General features: G+C 68.6%; 23 protein-coding genes. 3 read left to right on the forward strand and 20 right to left on the reverse strand.

Annotated elements, in window-relative coordinates:
* Window positions 1–8 precede the first annotated feature (8 nt).
* The 13 genes from OOJ91_RS25030 to OOJ91_RS25090 form a co-directional block, all read right to left on the reverse strand.
* Complete coding sequence (locus tag OOJ91_RS25030; protein WP_266248687.1) at window positions 9–1,463, reverse strand: replication initiator; 1,455 nt, start codon at window positions 1,461–1,463, stop codon at window positions 9–11.
* A gap of 134 nt (window positions 1,464–1,597) precedes the next feature.
* On the reverse strand, window positions 1,598–2,467 hold the full coding sequence (locus OOJ91_RS25035; protein ID WP_266248688.1) for a hypothetical protein: 870 nt from the start codon (window positions 2,465–2,467) through the stop codon (window positions 1,598–1,600).
* The gene (locus OOJ91_RS25040) at window positions 2,464–2,673 is read right to left on the reverse strand and encodes a hypothetical protein (RefSeq protein WP_266248690.1); all 210 of its coding nucleotides are present in this window, start codon (window positions 2,671–2,673) and stop codon (window positions 2,464–2,466) included. The genes OOJ91_RS25035 and OOJ91_RS25040 overlap by 4 nt, the downstream gene beginning before the upstream one ends.
* Window positions 2,674–2,689: 16 nt before the next feature.
* Window positions 2,690–3,112 carry a DUF3307 domain-containing protein gene (locus OOJ91_RS25045; RefSeq protein WP_266248692.1) on the reverse strand — a complete coding sequence of 141 codons (423 nt, stop codon included), beginning with the start codon at window positions 3,110–3,112 and terminating at the stop codon, window positions 2,690–2,692.
* A complete protein-coding gene (locus tag OOJ91_RS25050) occupies window positions 3,109–3,456 on the reverse strand; it encodes an RRQRL motif-containing zinc-binding protein (RefSeq protein ID WP_266249840.1) in 348 nt (115 codons plus the stop codon). The genes OOJ91_RS25045 and OOJ91_RS25050 overlap by 4 nt, the downstream gene beginning before the upstream one ends.
* A 779-nt stretch (window positions 3,457–4,235) precedes the next feature.
* A complete protein-coding gene (locus OOJ91_RS25055) occupies window positions 4,236–4,658 on the reverse strand; it encodes a DUF6197 family protein (protein ID WP_266248694.1) in 423 nt (140 codons plus the stop codon).
* A complete protein-coding gene (locus OOJ91_RS25060) occupies window positions 4,655–5,173 on the reverse strand; it encodes a DUF6197 family protein (protein WP_266248696.1) in 519 nt (172 codons plus the stop codon). Before OOJ91_RS25060 ends, OOJ91_RS25055 begins: the two co-directional genes overlap by 4 nt.
* Before the next feature lie 84 nt (window positions 5,174–5,257).
* Window positions 5,258–5,443: a hypothetical protein gene (locus OOJ91_RS25065; protein ID WP_266248698.1), complete on the reverse strand. Its 186-nt coding sequence runs from the start codon at window positions 5,441–5,443 to the stop codon at window positions 5,258–5,260.
* Window positions 5,440–6,315: an FtsK/SpoIIIE domain-containing protein gene (locus tag OOJ91_RS25070; RefSeq protein WP_266248700.1), complete on the reverse strand. Its 876-nt coding sequence runs from the start codon at window positions 6,313–6,315 to the stop codon at window positions 5,440–5,442. The genes OOJ91_RS25065 and OOJ91_RS25070 overlap by 4 nt, the downstream gene beginning before the upstream one ends.
* Window positions 6,316–6,428: 113 nt before the next feature.
* Window positions 6,429–7,361, reverse strand: coding sequence for a hypothetical protein (locus OOJ91_RS25075; protein WP_266248701.1), 933 nt, complete (start codon window positions 7,359–7,361; stop codon window positions 6,429–6,431).
* A gap of 121 nt (window positions 7,362–7,482) precedes the next feature.
* Complete coding sequence (locus OOJ91_RS25080) at window positions 7,483–7,812, reverse strand: hypothetical protein (protein WP_266248702.1); 330 nt, start codon at window positions 7,810–7,812, stop codon at window positions 7,483–7,485.
* 187 nt (window positions 7,813–7,999) lie between these two features.
* Window positions 8,000–9,199 (reverse strand): helix-turn-helix domain-containing protein, encoded by a 1,200-nt coding sequence (locus OOJ91_RS25085; protein ID WP_266248704.1) that lies wholly within the window; start codon window positions 9,197–9,199, stop codon window positions 8,000–8,002.
* Window positions 9,199–9,510, reverse strand: a complete 312-nt coding sequence (locus OOJ91_RS25090; protein WP_266248705.1) for a putative quinol monooxygenase — start codon at window positions 9,508–9,510, stop codon at window positions 9,199–9,201. Before OOJ91_RS25090 ends, OOJ91_RS25085 begins: the two co-directional genes overlap by 1 nt.
* 650 nt (window positions 9,511–10,160) lie before the next feature.
* Here OOJ91_RS25090 and OOJ91_RS25095 point away from each other — a divergent pair.
* Window positions 10,161–11,603 carry a hypothetical protein gene (locus OOJ91_RS25095; protein WP_266248706.1) on the forward strand — a complete coding sequence of 481 codons (1,443 nt, stop codon included), beginning with the start codon at window positions 10,161–10,163 and terminating at the stop codon, window positions 11,601–11,603.
* A gap of 228 nt (window positions 11,604–11,831) precedes the next feature.
* Here the strand turns inward: OOJ91_RS25095 and OOJ91_RS25100 are convergent, their stop codons facing one another.
* The 3 genes from OOJ91_RS25100 to OOJ91_RS25110 all read right to left on the reverse strand — a co-directional run bounded on the left by OOJ91_RS25100 (window position 11,832) and on the right by OOJ91_RS25110 (window position 15,254).
* A complete protein-coding gene (locus OOJ91_RS25100) occupies window positions 11,832–12,800 on the reverse strand; it encodes a hypothetical protein (RefSeq protein ID WP_266248707.1) in 969 nt (322 codons plus the stop codon).
* A gap of 495 nt (window positions 12,801–13,295) precedes the next feature.
* Window positions 13,296–14,477, reverse strand: a complete 1,182-nt coding sequence (locus tag OOJ91_RS25105) for a low temperature requirement protein A (RefSeq protein ID WP_266248708.1) — start codon at window positions 14,475–14,477, stop codon at window positions 13,296–13,298.
* Window positions 14,478–14,555: 78 nt separating this feature from the next.
* Window positions 14,556–15,254, reverse strand: a complete 699-nt coding sequence (locus tag OOJ91_RS25110; protein ID WP_266248710.1) for a hypothetical protein — start codon at window positions 15,252–15,254, stop codon at window positions 14,556–14,558.
* Window positions 15,255–15,385: 131 nt separating this feature from the next.
* Here OOJ91_RS25110 and OOJ91_RS25115 point away from each other — a divergent pair, with 131 nt between their 5' ends.
* Entirely contained in the window at window positions 15,386–16,393 is a 1,008-nt protein-coding gene (locus OOJ91_RS25115; protein WP_266248712.1) for a hypothetical protein, read from the forward strand.
* Window positions 16,394–16,449: 56 nt separating this feature from the next.
* On the opposite strand, the gene OOJ91_RS25120 is transcribed toward OOJ91_RS25115, so the two are convergent.
* Entirely contained in the window at window positions 16,450–17,355 is a 906-nt protein-coding gene (locus tag OOJ91_RS25120) for a hypothetical protein (protein WP_266248714.1), read from the reverse strand.
* A gap of 142 nt (window positions 17,356–17,497) precedes the next feature.
* Window positions 17,498–18,154 carry a 4'-phosphopantetheinyl transferase family protein gene (locus OOJ91_RS25125; RefSeq protein WP_266248716.1) on the reverse strand — a complete coding sequence of 219 codons (657 nt, stop codon included), beginning with the start codon at window positions 18,152–18,154 and terminating at the stop codon, window positions 17,498–17,500.
* Window positions 18,155–18,339: 185 nt separating this feature from the next.
* Between OOJ91_RS25125 and OOJ91_RS25130 the strand changes: the two genes are divergently transcribed.
* The gene (locus OOJ91_RS25130; protein ID WP_266248717.1) at window positions 18,340–18,609 is read left to right on the forward strand and encodes a hypothetical protein; all 270 of its coding nucleotides are present in this window, start codon (window positions 18,340–18,342) and stop codon (window positions 18,607–18,609) included.
* 54 nt (window positions 18,610–18,663) lie between these two features.
* On the opposite strand, the gene OOJ91_RS25135 is transcribed toward OOJ91_RS25130, so the two are convergent.
* Both OOJ91_RS25135 and OOJ91_RS25140 read right to left on the reverse strand, forming a co-directional pair.
* Complete coding sequence (locus OOJ91_RS25135; RefSeq protein WP_266248718.1) at window positions 18,664–19,446, reverse strand: peptidase; 783 nt, start codon at window positions 19,444–19,446, stop codon at window positions 18,664–18,666.
* Complete coding sequence (locus tag OOJ91_RS25140) at window positions 19,446–20,741, reverse strand: VWA domain-containing protein (RefSeq protein WP_266248719.1); 1,296 nt, start codon at window positions 20,739–20,741, stop codon at window positions 19,446–19,448. The genes OOJ91_RS25135 and OOJ91_RS25140 overlap by 1 nt, the downstream gene beginning before the upstream one ends.
* Window positions 20,742–20,821 lie beyond the last annotated feature (80 nt).

Here is a 20,821-nt window from a genome sequence, read left to right on the forward strand (position 1 = left end):
CGTACGTGTCAAGCAGCCAGGGGTCGGACCGCACGAGCGGCGGTGAGTTCGTCGGCCAGGGCGTCGATGCCGGCCAGGTGTTGTGCGCGGGCCATGGCGGCGGCGGTGTTGGCGAGCAGCGCGTCACCAGTGGTGATCCAGCCAGTGGCTTGGTAGCCGAGTTCGTAGATGACGCGCTCGGTCTGCTCGTCGTCCCAGGTGTGCGGGTGGCCCTCGGTGCGGCGCCAGATGGTCCGCTGCAACCGGAGGAAACCGAGGGTGACGGAGAAGGCGCGGCTCTTGGTGGCGATGTGTCCGCCGTAGCCGAACTGGTGTGCCCAGCGGCGAAGCCTCGCGTAGTCGGGGTGCTCGCCGATGTCCCAGCATGCGCGGATGAGCCGGCCGAGGTGGGTGCCCGGGTCGCCGTGAATCTCGACGGAGAGGTCGTCGACGCGGCGCAGGCTCAGGCCGGTTACCTCGGTGCTCTTGGTGACGTACTTGGCGATGTAGCCGGTGATCTGGGCGAGGTTGACTTCGTGGCCGGGGGCGTTGACGTGCTTGAGGTCCAGGCCCTTGTCGCCCCAGGCGATGTGCCAGCCCTGCCCACCGTTGGCGGGGTGCGACGCGGAGGTGTAGGCCGTCTTGAGGAAGGCGGCTTCCACGGCGTCGGCGAACATCTGCCGGGTGATGGCCGCCGGCGGCGGGACGATCGCCTCAGGGCAGTCGGGGTTGTAGCCGTCGAGGCGGATGAGTGCGTGGTAGTGGATGACGCCGCGTACCTGGAACTCGTAGACCTTGATGTAGCGGCGGCGCAGGTCGACGCCGTGGGTGCGGCCGAGGCGGCGTAGTTCCCGGTCGGCTTGTTGGATGGTGCGGCGCCACAGCTCGGGTGCCTCGTGGTTCCAGACGACTTGGCCGACGTGGTCGTAGCAGTCCAGGCACAGCGGCTGCCCGAGGTGGGTGTCTGCGGCCTTGTGGCGTTGCCCGCAGCGCAGCTCCTGGCCGTGGGGGCAGGTCCGGCCGAAGGGGTGGCAGACCGAGGGCCGGCAGGTGCAGCCGTCCTTCTTCCGGCAGTCGGCGGCGTGGACCTTCACGACTCGGTGGTGCACCGGTCCGAACGACGGGGCGGTGGCGGTGAGGAAGATAGCGATGTGCTCGTTGAGCGGGGGTAGTCCCCATCGGTCGCCTTGCAGGCCGGCTTTGATGAGGTGGTAGGTGTCGCGGCGGTACAGCTCGGCGCAGGACGGGCAGACGGCGGCGCGGCGGTTGCCGCAGGGGGTGTAGATCGCGCCGTCGGGCATGTCCTCGGTGTCGACGGTGGCCATGCGGTTGCCGTCGGCGTCGTTGACGTGGATCTGCCCGGCCAGGCGGATCGGGTGCTTGCACGCCGAGGCGGCGCGGACGTGGCCGAGCCATTCGGGGTAGTCGGGGTCTTGGGCGCGGGCACGGCCGGAGGCGACGGTGCGGGGATCGTGGCCGCGCACCCACCCGTCAGCGGCGCGGTTGCGGGTGGTGCGGGTGGGCGTAGCCCAGGGCCAGTAGTCGTTTCCTGCTACAGCGGAGGCTCCCGTGCCCGAAACCGTGGTGGTTTCGGGCGCGAGAGGCAGCGTCGAGGAGGTCACGCAGAGGCTCCAACAGCGGTGCCGTTGTGGGTCTTGTCGTTGATCGTGGTCCGGTTGGTAGTCAGGGCCGTCAGGATGTCGGCGGCCGTGTGGGTGGGGACGCGCAGTCGCACAGCGAGCTGACCCGGGGTGATCGGCTCACCATGGGCTTTCGCGTGGGCGTCGACGACGATCCGGGCACCTGACAGCAGCGCCGCAGCGGGCTTGACCGCTGGGATCGGTGCAGCCGGCGGGGTCGCCGGAGCCGGGGTGTCCTCGGTCGGGGTGGTCTGTGGTGCTGCGATCGCGGGGGTGGTCTTCTGCGCCTCAGTTGCGGGCTCGTCAGTTGTGATCTCTTCGGTGGGTGCGGTGGCCGTGGTGGTCGCGGCTGCCGGGCGGACCTTCGCGTCGGCGGTGGTGTCGGGTGACGACGCCGGGGCGGAGGTGGCCGGCTCGGGTGCCGGGACATGGTTGGTGGGCCGGGTTGCGGTGAAGACGAGCTTGGACAGGGCGAAGAAGGCCAGCGCGGGCAGCGCGGAGACCATCCATCCGAAGACGGTCGGCTTGGCGACGGCCAACTGTGCGGTCAGGGACAGTCCGACGGCGGCGATGAGCAGGAACATCGGGTAGCCGATCGGGCCGCTGGTCTTGCGGCGGCGGATGATGACGATCATTGCGGCGATCGGGATGAGTTCGGTGATGACCGCGTTGGCCCACCCGAACCAGTCAGCGGTGCCGGTCGGGCTGTTGCTGATGGTCCAGTCATGGACGTGGTTGAACGAGGCGGCACCGGCCATGGCACCGACGAGCAGCACGATGAGGACCAGGACGCCGTCCTGGAGACGTGCGATGAACGGGGACTTGGGCGTAGGCGTAGGCGTCGTCATGACGCCGCCTTGTTGGCGGGGGCTGGGTCGGCGAAAAGGGAGAAGCTGAGGACGACTGCCTCGATGTAGCCGTTGCTACGCAGGTCGTTCGTGATTTTGATGATGTCGGCCATGGAGCGGATGTGCCGCTTGCAGGGCCATTCGACGGACATGAAGCCGATGCCCTGAGGGGCCGTGTAGGTGAACGAGATCATGTAGCGGTGCATGACGGTGTCCTTCCGGTCAGAGGCAGGCGATGAGGAGGGCGGAGACCCAGAGGCAGGCGTAATGAAGGGATTGGTCGGCGAGGTACATGCCGCAGACCGGGGTCTGTCGGTCGGCGAAGGCGGCGGAGCCGGTGGCGTGCAGGATCAGGCGGACCGTCCAGCGGCGGTCCAGGAGTGCGTGGGTGATGGCCGAGAAGGCCAGGCCGGCGGTGAGTCCGAGGGCGGACACCGGCAGGTCGAGCAGGGCGACGGTGACGGCGAGCATGGCCGCGACCGTGAGGTGGTAGGTGGCGACGTGCGTCAGCAGGTGACGCCAGCCGGCCCAGCCGGGCTCGGCTTTGTGGGACGCGTCAGCGTCGGTTTGCACGATGTGGTCGGCGAGTTGGTGCGCCGGGATCAGGACGGCGGTGATGACCGCGAAGACGAGTGCGGGGTTCATCGGGTTACCTCCGGGGTGCAGTCGAGGCAGGAGCCGGTACGGCGGGGGATGTAGTAGGGCTTGACCTGGCCGCAGTCGGGGCAGGTGCGCCGGGCGGTGAGCGCCTTGTCGATGGCCGCGAGTTGGGCGGCGGTGGCGGTGCGCTTGGGCATCGCGAGGTCGAGGCGGAACAGGTAGGCGACGCGCTTTCCGCGACGCCACATGATTTGTGCGGCGGGGTCTTGGCCGCCGGGGCGCAGGTTGCGGGTGCGCAGTTGCCGGCGGGTGAGTAGCCCGTCGGGGGCGAATTTGAAGGGGTAGGTCGGCAGGCCGTAGCGCTCGCCGGTCGGGTCGTAGAACACCATCGGGTCCTCCGAGTCGTCGGCGTCGTCGTGGTCCTGGTCGTGGTCGTCGCCGGCAGGGGTGCTGCCGGTGGTGAAGGTGGGGTGTTCGTAGGTGTCGCGGTCGATGTCCTCGGGCAGGAACGCCGCCGAGCACAGGGCGCAGACAATGGGGCCTTCGTCGAAGGCGGCTTTGGAGATGCGCAGCTTGCGGGGGCACTCGCATTCGCACGAGACGCCGTTGTTGTTGTTCGTGCGGGTCTTGCCCTCGCCCATGGGTTCGGGGTGGCGGTAGAAGCGCAGCGCCTCAGTGAGGCCGGTGATGGTGGCCTTGTAGCGGGCGCGGGTGAGGTCGGTCAGGGTGCAGGGCGAGTAGCCGAGCTTGTCGTCCTTGGTGGTGGACAGGCCGAGTTCAGCGGCGAGGGTGGCGAACTTCTTGTTGTGCCAGCGGCCCTGCCGGGAGGTGTCTTGGATGCCTCGCACGTCGGCGAGGGCGTGGGTTGCTTCGTGCAGGAGCGTGGTGAACACGGCTTCCGGTTCGCGGGAGAGCCCTTCACCGGAGATGAGGATTTCGGGGAGCTGGGTGTCGCCGGCTTGCCAGCGCAGGGCGGCGAAGTGACCCCACTTCATGCCCTGGTTCGCTTTGGTGGGGGAGCCGGAGCCGACCACGAGGACGGCGGCCGGGACTTCGGTGTGCTGGTCGCGGATCGCGGCCCAGGCGGCTTCCAGCGCGGCGACGAGTGCGGCGGTGGAGATGTCGTTTTGACACGTACGTGTCAGGTCGGGGGTGTGGGCGGCGGTGCTCATGCGGCCCTCCGGATGGTGTGTCGGCGGTAGGCGATGGCGGCGGCGCACAGCGCCTCGATGACGTCGGCCGGGGTGCGGCCGGGCAGGGTCTCCCAGTCGAAGACCGGGGCGTGCAGGCCGGCGTGGCCGACCGCGATGAGGTAGGTGTTGAACCACTCGACGGCGGCGCTGTAGGAGCGCTGGTCGGCGTCGGTGATGCCGGTCAGGTACCAGCGGGGCTGGCTGAACACGGCGGCGCGGATCGCGCCGAGGATCGACGCCGGGTAGGTGCCGGTGCGGTGACAGGCGCACTTGGCGGGGCAGGCGTCGTGGGCGTCGTAGAGGCCGGTGGGGGTCCAGCCGTAGCGGCCCAGGTAGAGGGCGGCGCGGTCGAGGACGGCGTGAACGTTGCCGGTCGGCAGAGCGGCGACGGTGCTCATCGGGCGGCCCGCCAGACGAGGAACCCGGCGCGGGTCGGCAGCCGTTCCTGGCTGTACTCGTGGTCGGCGTAGGTTTCGAGGTCGTCTTCGGTGGCGTGGGTCCAGTCGTAGTCATCGGCGGCGTCGCGCAGGACGTCGAGGACATCGGCGAGGGTGTGGCCGGCGTGGTCGTTGAAGTCGGCGACGATCTCCCGGTCGGAGGAGCACAACGCGCCGTAGTAGTTGTGCTCCGGGGTGCGGCCGTCGCGCCACAGGTAGTCGGCCAGGTGCCGGAAGGTGCTGTCGCAATCGGGGCTTTCGCCGAGCAGGACGGCCATGCGGTCGCCGTAGACAGCCATGCCGATAGCGCCGGTCACGCAGGCCGGCGGGAAGGCGGTTTCGGTGGTGCAGTCGTAGTAGCTGCCCTGGGTCCAGCCTCGGATCTCCAGGTAGCGGGCGGCGCAGCGCAGGGTGTCGGCCGGGCTCAGGTCGGCCAGCGCGCCGGGGGTGGTGGGCTGTTTTTGGGTAGGGTTCATGGCGGCCACGTCCTTTCGTGGGCGGTGGTTGGGTCGGCAGACCGGGCAGCTTTCTCAGGGCCTTGGCCGGTCTGTCGGCCGCTTCTATCGGTGGTGCAGGTGGAGCCGGAGGAACACCCGTTGCCGGCCGTCGCTGACAGCAGTGGGTGCGGTGCGGAAGACGAGGGCGCCCGCGTGACGGGCGATGGCGGTCAGTGCGGCGATGTCTTCGCTGTCGCCGATGAGCACGAGGTCCAGGACGCGAGTCGGGACAGCGGTCCGGGCCTTCACGCCGCGACCTTCGCGGCGGGGGTGACGAGGCCGCTGCGGCGGCGGGTCCACGTGGCGTAATCCGCGACGCGGATGATGTCGGCGTCGGTCATGTAGGCGGCCTTCACGCGGTTGGGGGTGCCGCCTTCGGCGATGAGGTAGCCCTCGCCCTGGTTGTTCGGATCGATGCTGTTGGACGAGAAGCCGCGGGCGTACCAGCCGTGCCCGAGCACGATGTCCGACGACACGTCGTTGGTGCAACGGCCGGCGAAACGCCACGCGAACAGGTCCCGCAGCGACGGCGGGATGATGTCCGAAGACGGGCGCTGAGTGGCGGCGGCGACGATGATGCCGACGGCTCGGCCCCGGGCGACGATGTCGCGCAGCAGCGCGGCGAACAGGTCCTGGTCCTTCTTGTCTCCGGCGGTGGCGGAGAAGTAGGCGATCTCGTCGCAGGCCACGAGGATCTGACCGAACAGGTCGTTGGGGCCGATCTTCCGGCGGCGCCGGGCCAGCAGGAACGAGTACCGGTTGTCCATCACCGTCTGCACACGGCGCAGAGTGCGGATCGCGTGGTCGATGTCCGGGCCGACGAAGACGTCGGCGGCGTCCTTCCACAGCCCGAGTTCGACCTGCTTGCCATCGAGCAGGCACAGCCGCACATCCGGGCACAGCGCCGCGTGCCCGACGATGGTGTTCAAAAGGCTGGACTTGCCCGCGCCGGGTTCACCGCCGATGAGGATGTTGCGGTAGATCATCGGCAGGTAGGCCGGGTGGCCGAACTCGTCGATGCCGAGGAATACCGGGTCGAAGATGGACAGGCCACCGGCGACCGGAACCGTGTCCGCCGGAGTGGCCGGGGTGGGTAGTTCGATGGTGTCGGTGAGGTCCATGACGACGACTCCCGAGGGTTGGTTGACACGTACGTGTCAGGGCGGGTGGGGGGATTGGGTGGGGCGCGGACGCTTGACCCGTTAGGGGTGCGTGGTCCGCGCCGTCCCGGTGGTTAGGCGTAGTCGGAGGGGTCGAACCCGTTCGGGCTCGCGGTGTTGGTGGAGTTGTTGCGCGGCTTGCGCTGGCGGGGCGCATCGGCGGATGCGGTGACCGGCTGATCCGGCACGTCGGGCAGGTCGAGGCCGACAGGCGGCATTCCCGGTGAGGTGGGGGCGTTCGACGGCACGTCGGTGGGGACGTAGTCCGGCAGTGGCGACACGACGGTGTGTGCCAGGGGTTCGCGGCGGGTGATGTCCAGCCGGATGAACGCGGCGTACTTGCGGCCGGCGCGCATGACGCGGACCTCGTTGGCCCAGCACGCCACGGCGAGCTTTTGTACCTGGCCGTCCTGCTCCAGATCGCGCAGCGACAGCCCGGGGCGCAGCCACACCCAGACCCGTTCGCCGGCCGGGGTCGGCTTGGCGGGCAGGATCAGGGGCAGTGAGCCGTGCCGGTTGGTGGCGATGAACGCCGCGAAGCACAACCGCAGCCGGTGCCGCACGATCAGGCACCACACCCAGGCCATGACCCGCGAACGGATCGGCTTGATGGCGGCGGGGACGCCGACGACCAGGGCGACGATGAGCAGCGAGCCCCACAGCGGGGTCGACTGCATCAGCGTGGTCCAGCCGTAGACGACGGCCAGGCCGAGCAGGATCTCCGGCAGCCAGTGCCAGAACACGCGCAGGACCGGCCACGCCACGATCAGTGCGAACAGCACCGCTCCGAGCAGCGCGCCGAGGACGACGCCGAGCAGCGCACCCACGATCGGGTGCATGTACTCAGAGGCCACCGTGGCGGCCAGGAGGCCGACCACACCGAGGGTGACCCAGAAGGCGATGATGGCCCGACGACGATGCGAGCGGGCAACCGGCGCTTCGATGACAGTGACTTGACCCCCACGGTTCGACCAGCCGAACGGGGACCTCTGGCTAGACTTGGACACGACAAGTCCTCCCTAGGTAGGGACCTTGTTGGACAGGACGCGGGGTCGCAGACGACGCCAATCAACGGCGACCCCGTGTCCTCATCTCGCTTCTGTGGAGCCGATTCAGGAACGAACGCCGCTACGCGGCGGCGTCCAGTGCGGTCAGGGCCGAGGCCCGGAACGCGACACCCGAGCGGACCTTCCCGTCCCGGTCGTTGACCCAGGGCAGCGCCTCCAGGTTCACCGGCACGACCGGCTGACGAACCGCGACGGCCGGCATCACCGGGCTGACCACGGTCACGTTGATGACCTCGGCGCTACCGTCCGCGAGGGCGTAGAGCTGCACCGCCCACATCGGGGCCTTCGTCTCGCGGTCGAACTTCTGCTGACCCGACTGGTCCAGCTTCGGAACCGGGTTCACCGCGACCTCGTACGACACCTTCGAGGTGTCCAGCAGCAGACGTCCCATGACTGACTCCCTTCAACTAGGGCTCGCTCACCTTGAGCGATTGCCCGTGTTCGATGGGATCAGCGTAGCCCGTACAAAAGTACGTGTCTAGTACTTGGATACTGATCGTCTTCTGTTGTGGAGCGACGAAGAAGGGCGCCCCGCTGTGGGGCGCCCTTCGTGGCAGTACGGCTAGCAGTGCGGCAGGCTAGGCCACTCCGACACGGCGGGCCAGGGCAGTCAGCCGGTCAGAGGGGGTGGGGTCCATCCGGACTAGGTCAGAAACCGTTGTCTCGACTATCGGGTGTCCCTTGACCTGCTCCGGAGTGAGCGCTTCGGCCTGCTCAAGCGCATCAACCGCCTCGAGCACCCTTCGGCGCTGAGTCCAGGCGCGCGCCACGTCGATGAGAAGCCGAGCTTGCCGCTCAACCGATAGGCCGGACGGATCGATCCGCTCCGCAGCGCGAAGCGCGGAACCCGCATCGCCGAGTTCGACTGCCACCGCAACCTCATGCAGCTGAACGTTCGTGGGGCCGAACTCGGTTTCGTAGTCGTTGCGGTTAGCCCCTAGGAGCTGGGCAGCCTCACGGGCTACTCCCAGATAGCGGTGAGCCCCCTGGTCGTCACCCATCCGAGCCGACGCCACAGCCAGTTGAAGGTTCAGCGCGCCGAACAAGGAGGCTGCGGCCGGGTTGCTTGCCGACACCTCGGGTTCAAGTGCTGCGGCAGACGACGACGCGGCACTGATGACCTGATCGAATTGCCGACCGCCCTGGAAGACCAGGGCAAGGCGGAATGTCCCGGCGGCAACCAGTAGCGGGTCGCCGACCTGTTCGGATACGAGCAGTGCGCGATCGGTTGCGACCCAGGCCGCTTCGTGCTGGCCAAGCTTCGACAGTGCTGCGGAAAGAGCGTGATACACCGAGGCCAGCTCGGCGAGGTACGTCTTTCGTGCCCCGCCCTTCGTGGATCGTGTTGCTCTCTCCAGGTCTGGCAGGAGACCCCGCAGCAGTTCGGCCAGCTCTTCGTATTGGGCTGCGTGAGCCAGCGTCCAGCAGCGACGGGCCCGATCGGTTGTGTCCGGGAGGGGAAGCTCTCGATCCTTGCCCAGGATCGCGGCCATGACGTAACTGGTGCTCAGCACCGAACGTAGCTCGGCTGCCGCCGAGGGAACCTCGACGCTCTGCGCATCGGTAGTGCCAGGTGACAGTTCGACCATCGGGATGCCGAGGGCACCCGCGATCCGCTCCAGGATGGAGACGCGGTCGATTGAGCGGACCCCGCGCTCGACCTGTGACAGCCAAGCCTCGGATCGCCCAATCATCTCGGCGAACTCACGTTGAGAAAGCCCGCGCTTCTGCCGACGTGTGGCTATGAGTCGACCCTGCTCATTGCTGCGGTCAGCCATCAACTTGACTCGACGCCCTTGCTGGGTCCAACTTTCAAGAACTCAACCCGCACGTCCTGCGTGTACAGCTCGCGTTCTTTGAGGAATCGAATCACGTGAGGCTGCCGCTCGTGCGCATCGAACGCCTCTCGGTCCGCATAGCACTCATAGAAGACCCGAGCGAGCGGTGCCCCCTCGACGGAGTGCGTGGCGTAGATCAGAGTCCCCGGCTCGTGGGCACGGATTCCGGCCCCGGTTTCAGCTACAAGAGCGTCAAACGCCTGTGCGCTCTCGTCGTCTTTCAGGTCGAATCGCACCACTAGTGCGAACATGCAACCAACCCCCTGTTTGGAGCTGAGAGTTACGACTCGTGTACGCAACTCTAGCCGTACTCATGTGCGGCCACCCGTATTCTATTACGGATTCACCTCGGGTGGTAGCCGCGAGTGTTGGGGCCTCTGGGCAAGTAGTGCCCTGTGTGAGAACTTTCTGTACGAGATCAAGGCGGCCCGCTTCGCAGGCCGCTCGCGCCGCCGAACCTGGGCCGGGCCGATGGCCCGCCGCCGCGCCTCTGGCCTTCGGCCGCCAGCGCGACGGTGACAGCCCGCCGTCGGCGCGACATACGAAGAAGCCCCGGGCCGCCATGATCGATGGCAGTTCCGGGCTTCAGGGCTGTTCGAGACACAAGCAGTGCCTCCGGCGGGGCGCTCGGGCGCTCTGGGATGGTGGCGCCCATCCCGACAACCTCCGTCCGGGCGGAGCCGAGCAGGTGGGGCCTGCCCGGTCAAGGTCGTTCAGACGGTGGGGTGCTCCACCTTGACCAGGCAGGCCCCACCTGCTCCACGGTGTGCGGACGAAGGCCGACGGGATGGTTTAGGCGGAGCCGCCGAACGCGTGCATCTTCGGTCCACACGTTGATGTTGACAGATGGTGCGCGTAGCATAACCTTCCGCTATCAGGGCTGAGCAAAGTCTGGAGCGTAATGAGAGTTTCGGAATACTTCGAATTGGGACGCACTCAGCCAGCGCTGGATTTCGTTGATGTCGACACCGCCACCGACTCGCGCGTCTTCATCGACCCGCGCGCCATTCGTATCCAAAACTCCGACTTTGCGGAAAACTGCAAGCTGCTCTTAGTATCGTTTTTCCATGAGCTATTGATGGCCATCTTTCAGAACGACGACTCGCGGGTGTACAACCTTCTTGGCCAGTTGACCGAGCCGAACGAGACTCACCTAGGATATTCAAAAGGCCGGTCGCGCGGGCGTGGTCTCGGTGGCGTGGGCGCCGAGCGTGTGGCCTCGATGATCCGGGGCAGCAAAGCAGCAAAATCCGGAGTGCTGGCCGACCTCGAAGACACGGCTCTCTTCATCGACGGCATCAAGAACGACATCGTGTCCGACATCGCTACGCATATTTTACGCGCTGCGCTAATTGGCTATACACAGAAGGCGGCCGACTACTACCACATCCCGCTTGAGCGGCAGTACAGCGGCGCGATTTGGAATCCGGACACTTGTGAGTGGGAGTTCGACTATGTCGACTTGCCCCGCGTTGATGAAGAGCCATTACTTCTGATTCCAAAATCGATCGTGCGGTTCGAGCTGACATTGGACCAAAATAAGTACTACAACGGCTTTCTAGCACCACTACATGAAGCTGCGGAGATTGACGCCAGGAGCAACCTCGTTTCCATCTTGAAGAATGGAACTCCCCGGGTCAATAGAGAGAAGCTGCGTGAGAAGTACCCTGTAAACAAGTCTGCCATCGTCGAATATACGCAGCAGTTCCCAGAAGCTCTCGACCACTACAAGACATCCATCTCTCACCTGTCCAGTCCAGTCCTCACCCACGAACAGCTTGCGCAGCGCCTCGATGTGCCCACTCCGAACTACGATCGTCTGCTCGCTCGAATGAAGGGGATACCGGCGGGCAAGGCGGCAGCGCATATCTATCACTCCGCCGTCGAAGAGTTGATGACCGCACTCTTCTATCCCCATCTTGGCAACGTACGTAAGGAGCGGGAGATACATGAAGGACGGAAGCGAATCGACATCTGCTACGACAATCTGAGCAACATGGGCACATTCTTCTGGCTTACTCAACACAGGGCGGCGGAAATCCCGGTCGAATGCAAGAACTATCGGAAGGATCCCAGGAACCCGGAGCTGGATCAGATAGTGGGCCGATTTTCGACTCATCGAGGGCGAGTCGGCATAATTACATGCCGCAAACTATACGACAAGGCGTTATTCATCCAGCGGTGCAGGGATACGGCCCTGGACGGGAACGGCTTCGTGCTTCCTCTCGATGACGCGGATTTCGAAGTGCTTGTCGAGGAGCGCAAGAAGGTGGAGAACGAATCCTATCGCAACAAGTCCATGTACAAGCTGATTAGAGAGCGCTTTGACGCCTTGGTCGCCTAGCGTCGCTAGATTGGTGAAGTCCGAGCGCTGCCAACACACCGGTGCCCACGGAAGATGGGCCGCCGGTAGACCAGGCGGTACAGCAGCGAAGTACAGCAACCGACCGGACTGAGCCGAGCCGCTAGGAGCGGGACCGGCCCACCGACCAGCGGAACGCGCCGAACGAGACCCGGTTGCCAATCTCTGGGGGTCAAGTGACCCAGCGGCAACGTTGCGCGACAGCCCTACTTACTTCTTCATTGTCTTCTTCAAGCTGTAGTAGCCGAGGGAGACGCCAAGGGCCTGCACATGGTGCGCGACGAACTTCTCAATATCGAAGTGAGGGTTGTCGGCGTTAACAAGGCTGGAGACATGCTGGACCGACGCGACTACCAGGTGGAGAAGTATCACCAGAAGCCAGACACGCTGTTCGGGCGTCAATCCGCGCAGCTGTGGGCGGCGCCGCTCTCGTTCCGGAGTCCACAGGATCGGCTGGACTTCCGGCGAGGCCGAACCGGAGTCCAGTAGTCCATTCAGCAAGTCAGCTAGCGTCGTGACGTCGATGAAGCTCTTGGCCATCGCGGCCTGGATGCCGGCGAACGGTGTGACGTCGAAGTTGGCCATCGCGGCCTGGATGCCGGCCAGCGGCGTGACGTCGATGAAGCTCTTGGCCATCGCGGCCTGGATGCCGGCCAGCGGTGTGACGTCGAAGTTGGCCATCGCGGCCTGGATGCCGGCGAACGGTGTGACGTCGAAGTTGGCCATCGCGGCCTGGATGCCGGCGAACGGCGTGACGTCGATGAAGCTCTTGGCCATCGCGGCCTGGATGCCGGCCAGCGGCGTGACGTCGATGAAGCTCTTGGCCATCGCGGCCTGGATGCCGGCCAGCGGCGTGACGTCGATGAAGCTCTTGGCCATCGCGGCCTGGATGCCGGCCAGCGGCGTGACGTCGATGAAGCTCTTGGCCATCGCGGCCTGGATGCCGGCCAGCGGCGTGACGTCGATGAAGCTCTTGGCCATCGCGGCCTGGATGCCGGCCAGCGGCGTGACGTCGATGAAGCTCTTGGCCATCGCGGCCTGGATGCCGGCCAGCGGCGTGACGTCGATGAAGCTCTTGGCCATCGCGGCCTGGATGCCGGCCAGCGGCGTGACGTCGATGAAGCTCTTGGCCATCGCGGCCTGGATGCCGGCGAACGGCGTGACGTCGAAGTTGGCCATCGCCGGGTCAGCCTGCGGCTCTCCGGGCTGATCCATGGGGGCTGGATCGACAAGAACCTTCCGGGTAACCCTGCGCTGAACTCGCCGAGGACGACCTCGGCCACGGCCACGGCGGACAGGCTTTGCCACGCCACACACCGTATCCCGTTGGTGCGACAGCTCCTGGGCCTGAACGCCAACGGCTGCGGTCGTGGACCGTTGAACGCCGAACGGACCACGTTGCCGATCTCTGGGGTCAAGCAGCCGTCCTGGGGGCGGAGATCATCGGGCACAGATCCGGCACAACCGGGACCAACAAGCCGTGTCAAACGTCGAAAGGTGTTGGCGACGGTTACGCAGGCCAGCCCGACGATCGGTCCGATAGCAGATGATCTATTGAGGCCGAAGGTGTAAGGGGTTCAAATCCCCTCAGCTCCACCCCAGGTCAAAGGCCGTTTCCGCTCGTCGGAGACGGCCTTTTTCGCTCTCTCGCGGTCGTCCCCGGCGAACTGGTCCTCAGGTGTGGTCGAGGCCGATCCCGCCGGCCTTGGCTGCCCCTGGGCCGATCGTGCTGGGTGCGAAGGCGACCGCGCCCAGCACGAGGGTCGTGGTTGCCAGAGCCACCATCGGTGGCAGCCGCAGCAGCAGCGGTGTCAGTGCGAGGAGGACGACGACCCCGAGCAGTGAGCCCAGTGACCAGATCCCGCTGGTGGCCTTGAACGCGATCCGGCCGCAGAGGACGAGCACCGCCCCGACGGCGATCAGGCCGGCACCCCAGCGACGTTCGGTGCCCTCGGTGGACAGCCCGATGGTGATCTCGTCCCCGACGGCGATGCAGACGATGCCGGCAACGAAGGACAGGTGTCGATAGGCCGCGATGACGGCGATCTGGGCCCCGTGGTTCTCCAGGGAGTTGCTGAGGGCGCGGTGTTCCGGAAGGAAGTAGAGCCGCCACAGCGCCACCGCGTTGGCGAAGGCCAGCACGGCCGCGGCGCTCTGCGGCAGTTCGAACGGGCCGCTGGCGTAGGTGGTGCCGCTGACCAGGATGAGTTCACCCAGCGCGACGATGCTGATCTGGCCGAAGCGTTCGGCCAGGTGTTCGCCGACGACCCGGAGTTGCTCGCTGGGGACCTGCCCGACCTTCGGCACGGGCCACCCGACGTAGGCGATGGTGAAGTCGATGCCCAGCGCCACGATCCAGAGCGCCAGGCGGGGGCCGCCCGGCAGGAACGCCCCGACCAGCCAGGGGGCGGCGGACACCCCGAACCAGACCGCGACGACCAGGGTGCGCCGCTGGGCGGGGTGCCCGCGGAGGGCCGGCAGCAGGGTCGCCGCCCGGCCGAGGTGGACGAGGACGTACGCGCCCGCGAAGAAGATGCCGTGCGCGCCGAATGCCAGCGTCACCGAGGCCGCCATCACCAGCCCGACGAGCATCACCCCCACCACGAGCCGCTGGATCAGCGCTTCGTTGGGGTTGAACCAGTCGGTGGACCAGGCCGTCGCGACCCAGACCCACCAGACGGCGCCGAGCAGGACCATCGTCTGTACGACGTTGAGCCAGCTGAGGTCGTGCAGGAGCCGGCCCGACAGCCGCGTCAGCGCGAAGATGAACGTCAGGTCGAAGAAGAGTTCGAGGGCCGACGCCTGGCGCGATGACTCCCGTTTGCGCAGGAGCCGTGCAGGGCTGCTCTTTGCCACCGGATTGCCGCCTCGTCTGCTCGCTCGGCAATCGTTTCTACCACGTACGGTAATCAGGCGGGGCGGTATGCGTGCGCGCTAGGAGAAGCGTTCGGTCGCCACGGGGACCAGGCCGTGCTGTCGCAGGACGTTCGTCAGGCCGGACACGGTCGGGCCTACCACCTCGGCCGCACCGGTCCTCAGCAGGACTGTCACGTCGAGACACCAGGCGAGTGTGTGACCAACCCGTCGCAGGTCCCAGGTGATCCGGTCGCCGTCCTTGTCCAGGTGACCGGTGGCGGCCGATCCGGTGGTGTCACCGAGCGGCGTCCGCCAGCTCGCTCTGAGTTCCGCCACCTGGTCCGCGCGGAGATCCTTGGCGAAGAGGACGCGGTAGACGCGCCGTTCGTGGAAGCCTGCCGGTGGGTGGGCAGGACCGAGCCGCAGCGGCGCGGCGGTCGCAAACGGTTGGTGGTCGTGAAAGTACGTACGCAGCACGGCTTCGGTGGGTAGCTGCCCACCACCGAGGCTGCGGTAGGCGCTCTCGGCGCCGCTGCGAGGAGCGGGAACCACCCGTGCGAGCAGGTCCGGATCGAGACGCATCGCGCGGCTGAGCGCGGCGGAACTCCACCAGCCGACGCCCGACGGCGTCCAGCGCGCGCTGTCCAGGCCCGTGGTGGAGAAGTCGTTGTGGCGGGCGAACTCCTCGACAACTATCGCCTCCACGTCGGCGGTCCGTTCACGGTCGCCGTGCCGGGGGCGCAGGACCAGGTAGTAGTCCAGGGGGTGGGCGTTCATCGGTGACATCCTCCGTCGTCCGGTCCGCGTTTGTCTCCTCCCCGACACATCGCAACCACCCAGCGGGTCCAGACGTGCAACAAACATCAATCGGCGCCCGGGAGCACCCGGGCCCAACACGGGGAGAACGAATGACTCGCACCGCTCGACACCGGATGCTCGCCGGCACGGCCGCCGGCCTGCTGGCCGCCTCGCTCGGCGTCGCCGTGTCCTCGACGGCGACCGCCGCGCCCAGGCCCGCCGCCATCAGCGCCTGCACGATCAGCACGCTGCCGTACCCGGCGGACACCTACCGCGCCGAGGCGAACGCCATCGACCCGTCCGGCCGCTTCGTCGCCGGCGCGGCCCTGCGGGTCGGAGAGACCGACAACCAGTACCTGCTGCTGGTCTGGGACGGGCAGCAGGTCACCGCGATCGAGACCGCGAACGGGCTCGACCCCGTCGACGTCAACGAGAGCGGCGTCGTGATCGGCAACGGCTGGGCCGAGAACGGCGTCGGCCGCCCGTGGGCGTACCGCAACGGCCAGTTCGAGCTGCTGCCGGTGCTGACGTCCGCAGGCACCTTCGTCTCGGCCATCAACAAGGCCGGTGACATCGTCGGCTACGGCTACGACATCGCGGCCGGGGAGTACGTCGCGCTGCTCTGGCCGGCCGCCCGGCCGGGCACGGTCGAGGTGGTCAACGCCCCGGCCAATGCCCTGCCGACCGGGATCACGGCGAACGGGACCATCGTCGGTTACGCCGGGCTCTTCGGCGACGAGACCGGCTGGCTCCGCCGGCCGAACGGCCGGATCAAGCCGCTCGCGGTTCCGGGTGGCGGGGCGACCACTGTCAGCGCCGCCGCGGGCCATTGGGCGATCGGGCAGGTCTGGCTGGGTGGCACCAGCCCGGCCAAGGTGCGTTGGGACCTTCGCGACGGCTCGTACACGACGCTCGACTCGGAGTTGGGGCTGGACGACGTCAACACCAAGGGTGTCGTGGTGGGCGGTGACCGGGTCGGGCGCGGGTCCACCTCGCAGGTCCTGCCGGGCGGCGGGGTGCGGATCAACATCGGTGCCCGGTCCATCTCCGACACCGGCGCCATCGTCGGCTTCCGCAACGCCGACCGGGTGACCCCGGTCCTCTGGACCGGCTGCTGACACTCCACCTCGCACATGCGTGGGGCCGGCCCGCCGTGGGCCGGCCCCATCGCACGTCACGGCTTCCAGGAGCCGGCGGTCGCGAACTTGTGCTGGTACTCCAGCACACCCGAGGTGTCGTGGACGTCGAACACGACGCTGCCGGTGCTCCTGGCGCCCGCGGTCAGGTCGTTGGCGGCCGGCATCGGCTTGCCGCAGCCGGAGAACGCCCCGGCGATCGCGTTGGTCTCCGTGCCGTCGGCGGCGACCCACTGGAAGTAGAGCGGGTTCGCCGAGCCGGTGCCCTTGGTGACCGCCACCGTCACGTCGGCGATCACGTACATGCCCTCGTCGGGCTTGAGGCCGTACGACGTGCAGGGCTTGGTGGCGGTGCTGAACTTCGTCACGGTGATCTCGACGGTGCCGCCGTTGTCGTCGATGACCAGGGTGTCCCCGGCCGACATGTTCCGGGTGCCGCCGCCGCCGGACGCCCGGGGTGACGGCGCGGTGGTGGCCGGCGACTGCCCGACACCACGGGTCACCGCCGGGGTGGGCAGCGCGTCGGTCACCTCGTCGGCGGCGCGGTTCGCGCCGATGACCACCGCCACGATGCCGCCCGCGCAGCACAGCAGGGTGAGCACGGCCGCGGTCACCGCGATGGCCACCACGGTCCTGTTGGAGTTCTTCGTCGGCACGGGCGGCGGCATCAGGTGCGGGTAGCCCGGCCCACCGGGCGGCGGGTAGGCGCCCGCGGCGACCTGCGGGTACGCGCCGCCGGACTGCGGGTACGCGCCGCCCGAGAACGGCGGCTGCGGCGGGTTGGCCGCTGCCGACCACGGGTTCGGCGGCGCCGGCGCCTGCGGGACCGTCGGGTCGGCGGCGGACTGCTGCGGCTGCGGTGTCGCCGCGAACGGCTGCGTCGGCGGCTCCGGGCTCGGCTGCTGAGGGTCCTGCGGCCCGGCGGGGGGCTGGGGGTGGGTCACCGTACTCCTTGGCGCCTCGTACGTGCGGTTCGGGAACCCGCCGACGCTACCGTGCGTCGCCGACCGGCCGGTCGCCGCGCCGCCTCGTGTCCCATCGCCCGTGCGGTGGCGGCGCACCGGCCACGATGGACGATGCGGGGTGTCAGCGGAGCGTGAGGACGGCGGCGGTGCGGACCAGGCCGTCGGCGACCACGAAACGGCCGGTGATCGTGCTCGGCGGATCGTCGACCTCCGCCGCGTCCACACGCGCCGGTGCGATCCGGGCCGTGAACGTGCCGGCGTCCGGATCCAGCGTGAGGTGGGCGTCGTGGAAGTCCAGCCAGCTTCCGACGACGGGGTGCCAGACCTTGTAGATGGTCTCCTTGGCGCTGAACAGCACGACGGGCCAGAAGATGTCGGAGGGTAGCCGCGCAAGGCTGTCCTCCTCCTCGGGCAGCAGCACGAGTCGGCGTACCCCCGCATTGACCTCGCGGTGCAGTTCGGCGTCCATGCCGACCGAGCGCAGGTCGGTGACGCGCGCCGCGGCGGCGGCGCAGTAGCCGGTGGTGTGGGTGATGGCCCCGACCACCCCGGCGGGCCAGATCGGCGCGCGGTTGGCGGCGGCCGGCACGGCCACCGCCGGCAGGCCGAGGTCGGTCATCGCCCGGCGGGCGCACACCCGGCCGGCGGTGAAGTCCCGCCGACGGGCCTGTACCGCCCGCTCACCGAGGCACGCCTCTTCGGCGGTGAGGAGCTCGCCGGTCCAGTCGTCGGGCGCGGCGACAGCCACGGCGACCGTCGAAGGCAGGAGGTCACGCACTGCCGCCACCTACCGTCGGGTAGCGCAGGGGCATCCGGTCGACCGTCAGATTTCCGACTCCCACGACGGGAGAAGGTACCGCAAAGATGTAACACCGGAGGGACGCGTCGCGCCCTTCAGGATGGCTCCGGGGGGACCACCATCAATAGCTGGCCAGTCCCGTGGACATCTGGAGAGGACCTGCGATGAGCGATGGCGCCGAACGGCCGAGGGGTCGGGCCGACGACCACGCACCGTCGACCCCGGGCTGGAGCTGCGGCTCCTGCGGCGACGAGTGGCCGTGCGCGACGAAGCGCACCAGGCTGCTGGCGGAGTACGGGGGTGACCGGGCGATGCTCAGCGTCTACCTGGGCTCGTGTCTCGCCGCCGCCGCCGAGGACCTGCGAGCGGCACCTGTGATGTCGCTCCAGGACCGGTTCATCGGCTGGCTACCACGCGGCGCGCGACGACGCTGAGCCCACCGGTGGCCCCGCCCGACGTGGGCGGGGCCACCGGTTGACCGGGCGGGTTCAGGCCCGGCGGGGCCGCCGGGTCAGCGCGAAGCCGACCACCCCGGCCACCGCGGCGAGCACGCCGCCGATGCCGGTCCAGATCCACCGCGAGCCGAGATCCGGCAACCAGTCCGCCGGCGAGTCGCCCTCGTCGGCGGCCTCCGGGTCGGGCGTCGGTACGGCGTTGAGCACGGTCCCCGCCGTGGTGTTCGGCACCAGTGGCGCGGCCAGCTCACCGTCGTCGGCCGAGGCGCCCCGGTCCGCGACCACGCCGACCAGCAGGTCCACGTCGACGGGCGCGCCCAGATCCGGCTCGGGCAGGTCGACGACGGAGAGTCGGACGACGTACGTGCCGGGCAGCGGGTCGGCCGACCACGGCTCCGCCCACGGGCGCACCTCGCGCAGGGTGCAGCCCAGCGCCACGCTCGACGCCTTGCCGTCCACAGTCGGGGTCTGCGCCCCGGCGGTGCACGCCTGCCGTCGGCGCAGCCCGTCGAACACGTCCACGGTCCAGGTGGAGGCGCCGCTGCGTGCCTTCGGGAAGGTGACTGTGGCGCTGATCTCGTGCACCTGACCGGCGGTCGCCGAGAACGACCAGTAGAGGTGGTCGCCGACCGAGGCGTCCACCCGCACCGGCTGGCCGGCCGTGATCGGGGTGGCGGTGAGGAACGAGGTGCCGGCCCGGGTCACCGGCGTGGCGCCCGGAGACGGGGTGGGGGCGGCCACGGCCGCAGCGGGCAGCAGCGCGGCCCCACCGGCGGCGAGCAGCGCCGCCAGTGACCGGAACAGTGCGGTTCGCATCAGTTCTCCCTCCAGGTGGCGACCCACCAGCGGGTGAGCAGGCCGGCGATCAGGCCGGTGAGCAGGCCGGCCACGGTGAGCAGGGCGAGCAGCACCCAGCCCCGGCCGAGGTCGGGTCCGTCCGGGGCCCCCGCGGCGGCGACCACGTCGATGGTCAGCTCCACAGGCATGCCTGGCGTCGCCGCGGTGCCCGGGCGTGCGGCGAACGAGTTGCTCACCACCAGGCAGACGGTGGTGGGCTCGACGACTGGCGTGGAGGTCTCGGCGGTCGCGTTCTCGTCGTCGGCGGCGTCCTCGTCGTCGGCGGTGGCCGACCAGCGCAGACCGGCGGAGAGCACGTCGGCCCGGCCGCTGCCGGCGTCCGCGCCACGGACCAGTTCCCGGCCGTCCGCGGCGGTGGCCCGCAGCAGCACCCCGTAGTCCCGGTTCACCGGCCGGTCCAGCGCCATGCTCACCGACGCGCGCAGCTCCTGCCCGGGGCGTACGGGCACCCGGTAGTAGCGGTGCTCGGAGAACGCCTCCCGGTCGGCGTACACGCCGGGGGCGAGCAGCGGCGCGGAGTCACAGGCGTCCGCGCCGCCGACCACTGTCGGAGCACGGGTGTGGGTGTCACCGGCCCGCTCGACGAGCTGTTTGATCCGGCCGGTCAGCTCGTCGGCGCTCTGCGCCGCGGTGTAGGTGCCCCCGGTCGCCGCGGCGATGCAGAGCAACTGGCGGCGTACCTTCTCGTCGGGCGCGAGACCGAGCGTGTCGACGACCAGGCTGGTGCCCTGCGCGGCCAGTTCCCGGGCTACCTGGCACGGGTCCGGCGGCGCGCAGGTGTCCTCCCCGTCGGTGATCAGCACGATCCTCCGGGTGGTGGCGCCGGCGCCCAGGTCCTGCGCGGCGGAGCGTAGTGCGAGACCGACCGGGGTGAACCCGGTCGGTCGGAGCGTCGCGACCGCCGCCTTGGCCCGGGTCCGGTCGACCGGACCGACCGGCACGATCTGCTGGGTGTCCTGGCAGCCGACCTTCTTGTCCTTGCCCTTGTAGGTCGCGCCGAGCACCCGGATGCCGAGCTGGGTCTCCTCCGGCAGCGCGTCCACCACGTCGTTGAACGCCTGCTGGGCCACCGAGATCCGGCTGCGGCCGTCGATGTCCGCGGCCCGCATCGAGCCGCTGACGTCGAGCACCAGCTCGACCCGGGGCGGCTCGGCCGCCTGCTCCTCGTCGGCCGCCGCCGGGACCGGCCCGGTCAGCGCGGTGGTCGCCAGCAGTCCGAGGAGGACGGCCGCCGATCGTCTGAAGTTGATCACGGCCGGCAGTGTAGTGAAATCCACTTTGGATGATCGTTGGGGTGGCCTGTCGTCCCGGATGGCCGGGAACGCGCGGACCC

This window comes from Micromonospora lupini, assembly GCF_026342015.1.
Lineage (GTDB): Bacteria > Actinomycetota > Actinomycetes > Mycobacteriales > Micromonosporaceae > Micromonospora > Micromonospora lupini_B.